Annotated in this window: 10 protein-coding genes; 1 reads left to right on the plus strand and 9 read right to left on the minus strand. The window is 67.8% G+C overall.

Features of this window, described 5'->3' with window-relative positions; all coding sequences use genetic code 11:
* Positions 1–5 precede the first annotated feature (5 nt).
* The 7 genes from Y958_RS23720 to Y958_RS23750 form a co-directional block, all read right to left on the minus strand.
* Positions 6–1,541: an AMP-binding protein gene (locus tag Y958_RS23720; protein ID WP_088874422.1), complete on the minus strand. Its 1,536-nt coding sequence runs from the start codon at positions 1,539–1,541 to the stop codon at positions 6–8.
* Positions 1,534–2,193: a thermostable hemolysin gene (locus Y958_RS23725; protein WP_088874423.1), complete on the minus strand. Its 660-nt coding sequence runs from the start codon at positions 2,191–2,193 to the stop codon at positions 1,534–1,536. Before Y958_RS23725 ends, Y958_RS23720 begins: the two co-directional genes overlap by 8 nt.
* A 117-nt stretch (positions 2,194–2,310) precedes the next feature.
* A complete protein-coding gene (locus Y958_RS23730; RefSeq protein WP_088874424.1) occupies positions 2,311–4,107 on the minus strand; it encodes an ATP-binding protein in 1,797 nt (598 codons plus the stop codon).
* Positions 4,104–4,565: a hypothetical protein gene (locus Y958_RS23735; protein ID WP_088874425.1), complete on the minus strand. Its 462-nt coding sequence runs from the start codon at positions 4,563–4,565 to the stop codon at positions 4,104–4,106. The genes Y958_RS23730 and Y958_RS23735 overlap by 4 nt, the downstream gene beginning before the upstream one ends.
* A complete protein-coding gene (locus Y958_RS23740) occupies positions 4,565–5,692 on the minus strand; it encodes a hypothetical protein (protein ID WP_088874426.1) in 1,128 nt (375 codons plus the stop codon). Before Y958_RS23740 ends, Y958_RS23735 begins: the two co-directional genes overlap by 1 nt.
* Before the next feature lie 20 nt (positions 5,693–5,712).
* Entirely contained in the window at positions 5,713–6,405 is a 693-nt protein-coding gene (locus tag Y958_RS23745; protein WP_088874427.1) for a response regulator transcription factor, read from the minus strand.
* A gap of 136 nt (positions 6,406–6,541) precedes the next feature.
* Complete coding sequence (locus Y958_RS23750; protein WP_040847944.1) at positions 6,542–6,742, minus strand: hypothetical protein; 201 nt, start codon at positions 6,740–6,742, stop codon at positions 6,542–6,544.
* Positions 6,743–6,992: 250 nt separating this feature from the next.
* Between Y958_RS23750 and Y958_RS23755 the strand changes: the two genes are divergently transcribed.
* Positions 6,993–7,862 (plus strand): SDR family oxidoreductase, encoded by an 870-nt coding sequence (locus Y958_RS23755; RefSeq protein ID WP_088874428.1) that lies wholly within the window; start codon positions 6,993–6,995, stop codon positions 7,860–7,862.
* 71 nt (positions 7,863–7,933) lie between these two features.
* Here Y958_RS23755 and Y958_RS23760 read toward each other — a convergent pair whose 3' ends face one another.
* Both Y958_RS23760 and agaR read right to left on the minus strand, forming a co-directional pair.
* Complete coding sequence (locus Y958_RS23760) at positions 7,934–10,024, minus strand: glycoside hydrolase family 36 protein (RefSeq protein WP_088874429.1); 2,091 nt, start codon at positions 10,022–10,024, stop codon at positions 7,934–7,936.
* 100 nt (positions 10,025–10,124) lie between these two features.
* Complete coding sequence (gene agaR / locus Y958_RS23765; protein WP_004273477.1) at positions 10,125–10,916, minus strand: transcriptional repressor AgaR; 792 nt, start codon at positions 10,914–10,916, stop codon at positions 10,125–10,127.
* Positions 10,917–11,110: the final 194 nt, after the last annotated feature.

The following is an 11,110-nucleotide window of genomic DNA, read 5'->3' on the forward strand; positions in this document are numbered from 1 at the left end:
CTCCGTCAATGGTCGGTGGTCAAATGGTCCGGCGGGGTCCGGATCGCCGGCATGGCCGGTGGATGAAGCTGCGGGTGGTAGGCCGCCGTGGTTTCCCGGCGGCGCAGCCGGCCGTTGGCGGTGAGCAGGCCGCGCGCCGCCAGGTCGCGCAGTGGTGCTACGTGATGCCGGCGGGGCCGGGCATAGGCAGGCAGGCCGGCGGCGGCGGTCGATGCCAAGGCGGCGATGGCGTCGTCCCCGGCGGCCTCGAACCATGATTCCGCCGCCGGCGCCGGAACCAGCAGCATCGCCAGCCCGTCCAATCCGCCATCGCTGAGCAGGCAGTGCGACAGCCGGGGGTCGTTCAGGAAATGCGCCTCCACCCATTCCGGGCTGATGTTGCGCCCCCCGGGCGTCACGATCAGGGCATCCCGCCGTCCATGGACCGTCAGGTGACCGTCGTCATCGAAGGTCCCCAGGTCGCCGGTGCGCCAGGTCGCCGGGCCGGCAGGCTCATTCGCCGGCGTCATCCCCAGGTATCCCGACATGACCGACGGGCCGGTGACCACAATCTCCCCCCCGTCGAGGGTCACGCGCAGGCCGGACAGGGGCCGGCCCACCGTGCCCGGCCGCCGCTGGCCGGGCCGGTTCAAGGCCACGACCGAGCAACACTCGGACAGGCCATAGCCTTCATGCACGGGAATGCCCAGGGCCCAGGCCCTCTCGGCCAGGGCGGGGGGAACGGCCGCCCCGCCCACGGCCACCAGGCGCAGATCCGGCGGAACCGTGCCGCCCGTCCGCTCCAGCTCCGTCACCCAGGCGGCCAGAAGCTGGGGCACCAGCATCAGGCAGGTCGGGGCGGCGGCGGTGATGGCGTCGGTGAGCGGCAGGGGGGCCGGACCGCCCATGCGGGCCGTCAGCCCGGGCATCAGCGTCACCCGCGCGCCTGCGCTGAGCGGCATGGTGATGGCGCAGAGGGTCTCTAGCAACAGCGCCATGGGCAGAAGGCTGAGATAGTGGTCGTCGGGTCGCGCGTCGATGGCCTGGGCCAGCGCCAGGGTGCTCCATGACAGCTGGCGTCCCTCCAGCAGCACGCCCTTCGGCGTGCCCGTGCTGCCCGAGGTGTAAATGACCTGCCGCGCCGTTCCGGCGAGGTCCAGGGCCGCGGTGGCCGCGGTCATGGCCGGGACGGGTTGGACGGGCAGGTCCAAGGGGGCGCCTGGGCCCGGATCCGCGTCGGGTGTGTAGATGATATGAGTTATGCCGGCGTCGGCGGCGATGTGCCGGCACTGGGCGGCTGAGAAAAAGGGCGGCAGCGGGACGGCGGTGTAGCCCGCCTGCCAAATGGCCAGTTGGGCCACGACCCATTCGACACGGTTGGCGCCCAGGATGCCCACCACCGGACGCGAGCCGGATCTCTCCAGCGCCGTCAGCGCCTGCGCCGCGCCCGCGACGCGGGCCGCCAATTGCGCATAATCAAGGGACGAGATGCCGTCGGTGACCGCCGGCTGGTGGGGCGTGACGGCGGCGTGCCGGCGGATGGCGCGCAGGATCTCATGCATGCGCCGTCCCCGCCGCCGCTTCCGCCGCTCGCGTCGGCGCGGGGCTCAGGAACGGCCAGTCGTCCGCCGCGCATACGGCCGGGGCGCTTTCATAGTAACGCCCCCAGGCGGCGGCATCGGCTTGGCGGGCGGGGTCCGCCTGGGCCAGGACCAGCAGGGGTGGATAAAGGCGCGCCAACAACTGCCGCAGGCGCGACGTGGCCGTGAAAAAGCACCAGTCGTATCCGTCAAGGGCCCCCCGGCAGGCCAGGCTGTGGAAAAAGCCGGCGGACAGGTCGGCGCGGCGGCTGACCAGGGTGGTGATCTCAAACACCCGCGCGCGGTGCACATGGCGCCCGCTCCTCTGGCCAAGGACGCGTTCTATGGGCTGGTCAAGATAGGCTTCGGAAAAGAAGCCATCGGCGGTGGTGCGCACGCCCGCGGCACAGGCGGGGTTCCCGTGCTGATCGAACGTCGCCATCATCAGGCGGGGAAAGCGGCCGATGCGCGCGCCATAAGCCCGCGCATAGGTTTCGCGGACCAGCTGCTCAACGGCTGGCCGCGATGGATGGCCGGCGGACAGGGCCACGATGTCGGAAAGCCTCGCCTGGGCCGGTACGGACCTGCCGGCGTCGTCCGCCGGAACGGGGCGGGGATGGGGGTTCGCATTCATGGGGCCGCGCCTTCGCTGGTGGAACCGCGCCTCGGCCGCCGTCAGGGCGGTGAAGCGATGGGTCCCATGCTAGGGCCGCGCGTCGTGGAGTTGTGTGGACTTGCCCACCGGTTATTTTCAGTTCTGCGGCGTGTCCGGCGCGGCGGGCAGGGTGATTTCGACCACCAGACCGGTGGGATGGTTGTGTGTCGCCCTTACCGTTCCGCCATGCAGTTCCACTACCCGTTTGCAGATGGTCAGGCCTATGCCGGTGCCGCCGGTGTCACGGGCCCGGGCCGGATCCGCGCGGTAGAACGGATCGAACAGCTGCCCGATGGCGTCATCGGATACCCCGGGCCCCCTGTCGGCCACGGTCAGGCTCAGGCCGGTGGTATTCCCCTCCAGGCTCACGGTCACCTGCACCCCCGCCGTCGTATAGAACAGCGCGTTGCGGATGACGTTCTCGATGGCGCGGCGCAGCAGGTCGGCGTTGCCGGGAAGGACGCCGCCGTCCGGCAAATCCGGCGCCACGACCAGGGCCAGGTCACGCTGCCGGTCGGGCCGTTCATAGGCGGCATCGGCGATGATGGCACGCAGCAGGTCCGGCAGGTCCACCGGGGCCCGCTGCAACCCCGCCGCCGCCCCTTCAAGCCGGGCCAGGGTCAGCAGTTCCGAGGCCAGGGCGGCGACGGCCGCGATCTCCCGTTCCATCCGGTCGAAGTGGCGGGGGGCCTGCGGTTCCACTTGGCGCCGGGCCAGGCCCAAGGCCATGCTGAGCCGGGCCAGCGGCGACTTGATCTCATGGGAGATGTCGCTGATCAGGCGCCGCTGGGCGGTCACGGCGGCCTCCAGCTCGGCTGTGCGGTCCGCCACCTTGCCCTCCAATGTCAGGTTCAGGTGTTCCAGGTCGCGCATGCTGCGGTCGCGCTCCGCCCGGGCGTTCCGCAGTTTGGCCGTCATGCGGTTGAACGAGCGGGCCAGGAAGCCCAGTTCATCCTGGCTGGTGACCGGGACCTGGATGTCCAGCTGGTCCGTGTCGGCGATGACCCGCACCGCCCGGGTCAGTTCCATGATGGGTGCCGTCAGCCGCCGGCCCATCCAGCGCACGAAGGCGAAGATGGGCGCCGCCAGCAGGATGCCTAGCAGGGCCAGTTCCAGCGCGACCCGGCGCAAGGGCCGCGTCACGACCGACATCGGCTGCGAAACCACCACCTGCCAGGACCGCAGCAGGCCATCCCGCTGCACGGAACGGCCGGTGATGTGGCTTTCCCTGTCCATGTCGGGATCGGCCGCGCTGGACAGGACGGCGGGATGGGGAGGGCGGCGGACCAGCACCGTGCGGGGCTCCACCCCGCTCAACAGCGTCTCGACCATGGTCCATGGAAGGGCGATGACCAGGGTGCCCACGCGATAATCCGGGGCGAAGCTGCCGAAGACCGGAATGGCCAGGGCGACGACGTCCCCGCCACCCAACGGGTTCCGATGCTTGTCGAAGAAGGTGACGCTGTGGGCCGCCACGGTCCAGGCCGCCGGAAGGCGGGTGCCACGCGGCGGGGCGCCGTCGTCGCCATCGGCGTCGGCGATCAGGGTGCCGCCGGCATCGAAGGCGTAAATCCCACCCGCCAGCCCGTACAGGCGCTGCAGCGCCTCCAGCGTCGTCCCGATCCGCCGGTCAACGTCGCCGGACACCAGGTCGTTCATCACCTCCAACTGGGCCCAGGCGGTCAGGTCCGTCGCCAGCTCGTCCATCCGGTTGCATAGACGCTGGTATTTCAGGTCCGCCACCTGGGCCAGGCCACCTTCGGCGGAATCCAGCAATGACCGGCGCACGCCGGTGTACACCACCGCCGCCGTCAGCCCATAGGTCAGCAGGTATATCGCCAACAGGGCGCCGACGATCTTGCGTCCGATGGAACTGCCGATGGTGGCCTTCATGGGCTGCCCCCGCCGGAACCGGCCGCGACGGGCAATCTGGCCAGGACCACGACACCCTCCGGCACCCCGCCGCCGCCGCTGACGTACCCGACCGAGCCCGGCACCCGCCGAATGAAGGTGAGCAGCGCCTGTTCAGATTCCTGGACCACCGGCGGGGCCTTGCCCTTGAAGTGCATCTCGTTCCAATAAACGATCAGGCTGGCGTTGTCCTGGTGCAGGACACCGGCCGTGAAGCGGGCGCGGACATCGCTGGAGATTTCGCGGTTCACGGGGATGATCGCGTTCCCGTCGGGCCACAAGGTCAGGCGCAGCAGGTAGATCGCCGCGACGTCGCCGGTGCTCAGCGGGTGGCCCAGGGTCACCGACGGGTTGGCCACCACCAGGATGTCCTCTCCCCGCGCCATGTCCGACAGGAACAACCCTATCAGAACCGCCAGCAGGGGCCGCCGCCGCCGCATCAGAACAGCACGGACCAGGAGGCGAACAGGCCGGTGGGGTTGACCGGCGGCCCACCGACGTTCAGCAGGTATTCCAGCCTGAAGACCATGGCCGGTTGCGGCCGGAAGGCGAAGCCGGCCAGGACGTCCTGGGCCGTCCCGTCGCTCGCGGGGCCGGCCTGTCCGGCGCTGGCGGACGCGGTACCGCGCCCATCATAAATCTCGTACCAGCCGTAGATGGACCACCGGTCATCGAAGGCATAGGACGGTGCCACGTACGCGCTCCACTCCAGGCTGCGCGGCGTCTGCACGCCAGCCGGCTGGGAAAGGGAGGACACCACCCCTTCACCCTGCAATGTCACCGGGCCCATCGTATACCGGAAGTCGACCCCTGCCAGGTGCTGTTCCACCCCCAGCCGGTCGATGGTGCGCTGGACCGAAAACCCCACCTTGTCCAGCAGGGCCAGGGGAAAGCTGACGTGCAGGCCTTCGACCAGGCGGTAATGATCATCGACGATGCTGTCCGGCCGCGCAGAGAACTCGTCCATGGGCTGCCAGTAGACCTGGACGTCCGGCCAACGGGCCTCGGGATCGCTATACAGCACCGACAGGCCGGTGGCGTACTGGCTGAAGCCGCGGTAGGTCGCCGCCGGCCGGACCGTTGACAGGACCAGCGGGGCCGCGTGGATCTGGTTCCAGTCGCCGACCGGTGCCAGCATCTTGCCGAACCGTATGGTGAAGCCGTCCGGCAATTGGACGTCGTCGTAAAGGCGCTCCAGCACGACATAGCCATGACCCTTTCCGCCATCGCCGCTGTCATCCCCTTTCGCCCAAGGCAGAAGGTTGAGCCCCGTCAGTTCGGCTTCCATGAAGGGGTTGACGAAGATGCCGACATGCGCGCTGGCGTAGAGGCTGAGATCCTCAAGGCTCAGGGTCTTGCGGCCTTGGTCGGGCAGGCTCGCGACTAGGCTGGAATAGCCCGCCAGGTTGACCGGGCCGACGTTGAACCCTTGGCCCGGCACATAGCTGTCCGACGGTTCGGTGTCCTGCGCCCGGGCGGCGCCGGTCGCCAGGGCGGCGGTCACGATGGCGCCGGACAACCAAGCGGCCTGCGCAAGACGGGAAAGGTGCTGGGAGGTCATGGCCATCGGAACGGATCCCCGCCCCGTCACGATGGGGGCAGGGCGTAAAGATAGCCGATATTGCGGATGGTCTTGATGGGCTGCTCACCATCGACGGCGGTGGCGTCGAGTTTACGCCGGACCTTGCTCACCAGCGTGTCGACGTTGCGGTCGGCGCCGGCCGCGTGATGCCGGCCGAACGCCGCCGCCGAAAGCTCGTCCCGGGAAATGATGCGGCCCGCGCCGCGCAGCAGGTGTTCCAGAAGGCTGAATTCCGCCGAGGTCAGGTCCAGCCGCCATTCCCCGTTCCAGGCGACGCGGGCGGTCGGGTTCAGCCGGACGCTGCCCACCTGCAGGTCCGCCGGCGCCTTGCTGGCCCCGCCGTTGACGCGGCGCAGGACGGCGCGAATTCGGCTGACCAGTTCGCGGGGATTGACGGGCTTCGGCACGTAGTCATCCGCGCCGATTTCGAAACCGACGATGCGGTCGACGTCGTCATCGCGGGCCGTCAGCATGATGACGGGCACGTCGGATCGTTGGCGAAGGCGTTTCAGGACATCGAAACCCGATAGCTTGGGCAGCATGACGTCCAGCACGATCAGGTCCAATTCCTCCGGCGCATGGTCGAAGCATGCGGCGCCGTCATGGGCCGCGTCGACGGCGAACCCGTCCTGTTCCAGATACTCGCGCAGCATGTCCACAAGCGCGACATCATCGTCAACGAGCAGTATTCGATCCATGCCTGATTATTGGCGAACAGGGGAGCCAAGTCGACTGCCGACCCATGGTGGGGGCGAATATTGGGTTGGGCGCGGCGTGGGCGGCGACAGGGGCGTCTCTGAAAGGGACGTGCCGCCGCCCGCGACGCGGACGCGATCAAGCCTTGATGTTGATGTTGTTGCCCCGGTCCTTGTCGACGGCCCCGGTGTCCACGTCGCCGTCGCCATCCCGGTCCAGGGTGGCGGGCTGCTGCGGGGCGGCCTGGCTGGCGGTGGTGTCGGTCGTCGCGGCGGGGGCGGCGGGGCGATACAGGGCGGCGACGGAACTGGCGTACCCGCCAATGGAAGAAATGCTCATGATGGTAACTCCACAGAAGTGTCGGTCGGTTCGGGTGCGTTGTCGCTTTCGAGGGCAATATACCCTGCGGCCTGGAGACCAATTGTGGAGTTTTGTCGAGTCCTGCGGAATTGCGGCTGACGGGACGCACCGCAGGGTCCGGCTCACTGTCCCGTTGGCGGGACGGCATGTCCAAAATCGGCGTCTATTGGGTGGAATTTGGATCAGTCATTTACAGGGTGTCTTCTGACCCCAACCTGGAGTGATCCTCATGACCATCCTTGTTACTGGCGCCACCGGCCGCGTCGGCCGCCATGTCGTCGACCAGCTCGTCAAACGCGGCGCCCCTGTCCGGGTGCTGACCCGTGACCCGTCCAAGGCCGACTTCCCGGCCGGTGTGGAGGTGGCGCAGGGCGATCTGCTGGACATCGACGCCCTGCGTGCCGCCTTCGCCGGCGTGGACACGCTGTTCCTGCTGAACGCCGTCACCGGCGATGAATTCACGCAGGCGATCATCACCCTCAACATCGCCCGTGAGGCGGGCGTGCAGCGGCTGGTCTACCTGTCGGTGATCCACGCCGACCGCTTCGTGAACGTGCCTCACTTCGCGGTAAAGCTGGGCGCCGAGCGCATGATCGAACAGATGGGCTTCAGCGCTACCATCTTGCGGCCCACCTACTTCATCGACAATGAACTGATGATCAAGGACGTCATCATCAATCATGGCGTCTATCCTATGCCGATCGGCGGCAAGGGTGTCGCCATGGTCGACGCCCGCGACATCGCCGAGGTCGCCGCCATCGAGCTGATCCGCCGCCGGCAGGGGGCAGCCGATTTGCCGGTCGAAACCATCAACCTGGTGGGCCCCGATACGCTGACCGGTACCGACGTGGCGGCGATCTGGTCGGACATCCTGGGGCGCCCGATCGCTTATGGCGGTGACGACCCCAGCGGCTTCGAGCGCACCATGGCCGGCTTCATGCCGAAGTGGATGGCCTACGAGATGCGCCTGATGGCCGAGCGCTATGTCAGCGACGGCATGATCCCCGAAGCCGGCGATGTCGAACGGCTGACCCGCATCCTGGGCCGCCCGCTGCATTCCTACTGCGACTTCGCGCGGGGGCTCCTACCCTCGGCCTGAACCGGAACTTCCCTCAAAGGCGCGCCCCGGGGCTTCCGGCCCAGGGCGCGCCGTGAAAGCAGGCCCTATGCTTACGCCGGCGACACCTCCAGCAGCAGCGATTTCTCGAAGCTGACCGTCAGGACCGGGTGGGCCGACGGCACCAGGCCAAGGTCGCGCTCCTCGACATAGTCACGCACCTGGAAGCGGCCCCCGGCCGGCAGCCCACGCAGGGTCAGGGGGCCGCTCCAGCGCGGCGCGTAAAAGGCGTAGTAGTAGCGCCCGCCGCTTTCCACCAGGTGGCCTTCCGGCTTGTCGAAGCCGATATCGTAGACGTCGCCGCGATAGAGGCCCTCGGCGAGCCGCTTGTCGCGGTAAAGCCCAATCCATTTCTTCCAGTGGGCCTCGCGCTCCGGCGTCAGCAGGAAGGAATCCTTGGGCTTGGGGTCGACCGGCCAGGTGAACTTGGTCGAGACGATCCCGCCGATTCCGACGGTGGAGGCGAAGTCGTCGCCACCGTCGGACAACTCGACATGGTCACCGGCGAAGGGCGCCGACGGGCCCATCAGCGCCTTCAGCGTCTTGCCTTTCAACCGCACCTGCCACGAGGATTCAGGGTCCGAGGCCGGCACTTGGTTGACGTAGGGGAAGTCGTAGACGCTGTAGGCGGTGCCGCAGGGGCACAGTTCGACGATGTTGTCCTTGTCGATGGCCATCGCCGCTTCGTAGATCGCGCGGAAGAAACCGGGCAAGGCCTCGACCGACTCCTCGGGCCGGGCATGGTTGTGCGACGGGTTGTAGCAGGGCGCCACGCCGTTCAGATGCTGCCCGTCGATCTTCAACCCCTTGAACCCCCAGTCGCCGAGGAACTTCCTCACCAGCGCCACGGTGTGGGCGCGGGTCGGCTCATAGGCCGGGCACAGATAAAAGCTGTTCCACCAGGTGACCAGCTGGGGCGCCCCCTCCTTGGACAGCAGCAGCATGTCGGTATGGTCGTGCAGCAGGTCGCTGCCGGGCGCCGCCGCCAGCGGCGCATACCACAGGCGCGGCTTGAGGCCGCCTTGGCGGATGCCGCCCACCAGTTTCAGGAAATCGGCCTCGCGCCCCGGGTATTTGGCGGGGTCGACCACCCAATCGCCGATCGCCTTCTGCCAGCCGTCGTCGATCACCGCCCAGTCCAGCCCCAGTTCCTTGGCCTTGGGCAAGGTGGCCTCAATCAGCTCCGGCGTGCAGGACCGCTCATAGCCCCAGGCGCACCAGATGGGTTCGAAAGAGGCGGCGGAGGGTTGCGGCGGCCGCACGCCCCGATCAGCGGCGATGCGGCGATAGGCGTCGAGCGCCGGGAAGTAGTCGCCCGCGTGCACGGCCAGAAGCGTCTCCAGCGTGTCGAACGTCCCGCCGGGCGCCAGCACGACGTCGCGCTCGGCGGTCAGGGCCAGGCGCGCGCCACCCTTGTCCTCGCTGACCGGCAGCGACACCAGTTCCGGCACCGGCGCCAGATGGCCGACGGCCAGGCCGCCCTCGCGCCGCCACAGGTCGGCGATCGGCGGGCCGCCGCCGTAATCCGAGGACGACATGCCCAGGTAATTGTCCTGGGCGAAACCGGCCTTCACCGGTTGCAGCCAGTCGCGGCGGTCGGCGTAGGTGCCGCCGGAATAGGACCAGAAGGCGGGGACCGAACCGCCCGGTTGCAGCCCCGGTGGCAGCAGGCGATGCGCCCCGTTGCGCCAGCCGGTCGCCGCCACGGCCTTCGCGGTGGTGTTGCGGTAAGAGACCTGCATGAACGCCACACCGGGGTAGCGCGCGTACTGGTGCAGGGTCAGGGTCTTTTCGATGCCCTGCCCGGACAGGCCGGCCAAGCGCACCTGGCGGCCGGGGCCATGGCGGTCGTTGATGGCCTGCGAGGTTGTGTCGCGCAGCGCGAACAATATGGCGTCATGGCCGCCGACCAGGGACAGGGTCTCCCCGGCGTCGAAACCGGTCAGCCACAGCGGCTTGCCCTCCGTCACCAGGGCGATGCGCGATCGCATCTGATTGTCGAATTCGATGCGCAGCCGGTCATCCGCGAATACCACCGCCTCCCCCGGCGACGCCAGCGCCTGCATCGGCGTGGCCATGGGCGCGGCCAGCGCCAGGCTCGTCGTCATCTTGAGAAAGGCGCGGCGCGAGGAGGGCTGCTTCATGGCGAGTCCAGACGATTGTCGATGTCGTTCGTTTGCCAAGGCTATGGCGAACGAAATCGAAATTCAATACGAAGATCGCAATAAAACGAAACTTGCGTCGCTATACCCGCCGCAAATCCACGCCCAGCGACCGGCAGGCGGTGGCGATGGTATCGGGTGCCGCCTCGTCGGTGATCAGCATGTCGATCTCGCCCACGCCGATGATGCGGTGCAGGCAGACCCGGCCGAATTTCGAACTGTCGGTGACGGCGATGGTCTGGCGCGCCACGTCGGCCATCTTGCGATTGAGGATGGCCTCGGCCTCGTGATGGGTGGTGACGCCCCGCTCGATGTCGATGCCGTCGACGCCCAGGAACAGCTTGTCGACCGCCAGCTCGCTCAGCGCCGCCACTGTCTGGGCGCTGTAGAACGCCATGTTCTTGCGCCGCAGTTCCCCACCGATCAGCACTACGCGGATATGGCTCTTGCCGGCCAGCTCGGTCACGATATTGAGGTCGTTGGTGACGACGGTCAGGTCTTCGATATCCGGCAGGAAACGGGCGATTTGCAGGGTGGTGGTGCCGGAATCCAGCACGATGGACTCGCCGGGGTTGATCAGGCTGGCGGCGTAGCGGCCGATGCGCTCCTTCTCCGCGTGCTGCAGTTCCAGCTTGGCCGCGACCGGGGATTCAATGGCGGCCGTCGTCGCTGAGCCGACCACGTCGGAGGCGATGGCGCCGCCATAAGAGCGTGCCGTGACGCCGTGCTCCGTCAGGAAGTGCAAATCCTTGCGGATGGTCTGCATCGAAACGCGGAACCTTTTGGCCAGGTCCGCCACCTGGACGCTGCCGTGTTGGCGCACCATGGCGCTGATCTGGCTGCGCCGCTCGCTGGTATCGCGCTTGATGCTCATCTTTCGTTTTCCTGACCTTGGACGCCTACGAGTGCGGCACTTGCCCAGGCGCGTCAATTGGAAAAACCGCCCGTCAGGGTTTCGCTTTAAAGCGCGCGATTCAGTGTGTTGCGTTTTCCATCTTCTTTCAGTAAGGTCGCGAAGTGACAAGAAAACGAAACTTATCAAAACAAACCTCAAGGGAGTGCCGCGTG

It is taken from the genome of Nitrospirillum viridazoti CBAmc, assembly GCF_000730165.1.
GTDB classification, from domain to species: domain Bacteria; phylum Pseudomonadota; class Alphaproteobacteria; order Azospirillales; family Azospirillaceae; genus Nitrospirillum; species Nitrospirillum viridazoti.

Excerpts from the sequence above, each read along its gene's own strand:
- Y958_RS23755 (WP_088874428.1), top strand. The coding sequence starts at position 6,993 with ATGACCATCCTTGTTACTGGCGCCACCGGCCGCGTCGGCCGCCATGTC.
- Y958_RS23735 (WP_088874425.1), bottom strand. The coding sequence starts at position 4,565 with ATGCGGCGGCGGCGGCCCCTGCTGGCGGTTCTGATAGGGTTGTTCCTG.
- Y958_RS23725 (WP_088874423.1), bottom strand. The coding sequence starts at position 2,193 with ATGAATGCGAACCCCCATCCCCGCCCCGTTCCGGCGGACGACGCCGGC.
- Y958_RS23750 (WP_040847944.1), bottom strand. The coding sequence starts at position 6,742 with ATGAGCATTTCTTCCATTGGCGGGTACGCCAGTTCCGTCGCCGCCCTG.
- Y958_RS23760 (WP_088874429.1), bottom strand. The coding sequence starts at position 10,024 with ATGAAGCAGCCCTCCTCGCGCCGCGCCTTTCTCAAGATGACGACGAGC.
- Y958_RS23745 (WP_088874427.1), bottom strand. The coding sequence starts at position 6,405 with ATGGATCGAATACTGCTCGTTGACGATGATGTCGCGCTTGTGGACATG.
- Y958_RS23740 (WP_088874426.1), bottom strand. The coding sequence starts at position 5,692 with ATGGCCATGACCTCCCAGCACCTTTCCCGTCTTGCGCAGGCCGCTTGG.
- agaR (WP_004273477.1), bottom strand. The coding sequence starts at position 10,916 with ATGAGCATCAAGCGCGATACCAGCGAGCGGCGCAGCCAGATCAGCGCC.
- Y958_RS23720 (WP_088874422.1), bottom strand. The coding sequence starts at position 1,541 with ATGCATGAGATCCTGCGCGCCATCCGCCGGCACGCCGCCGTCACGCCC.
- Y958_RS23730 (WP_088874424.1), bottom strand. The coding sequence starts at position 4,107 with ATGAAGGCCACCATCGGCAGTTCCATCGGACGCAAGATCGTCGGCGCC.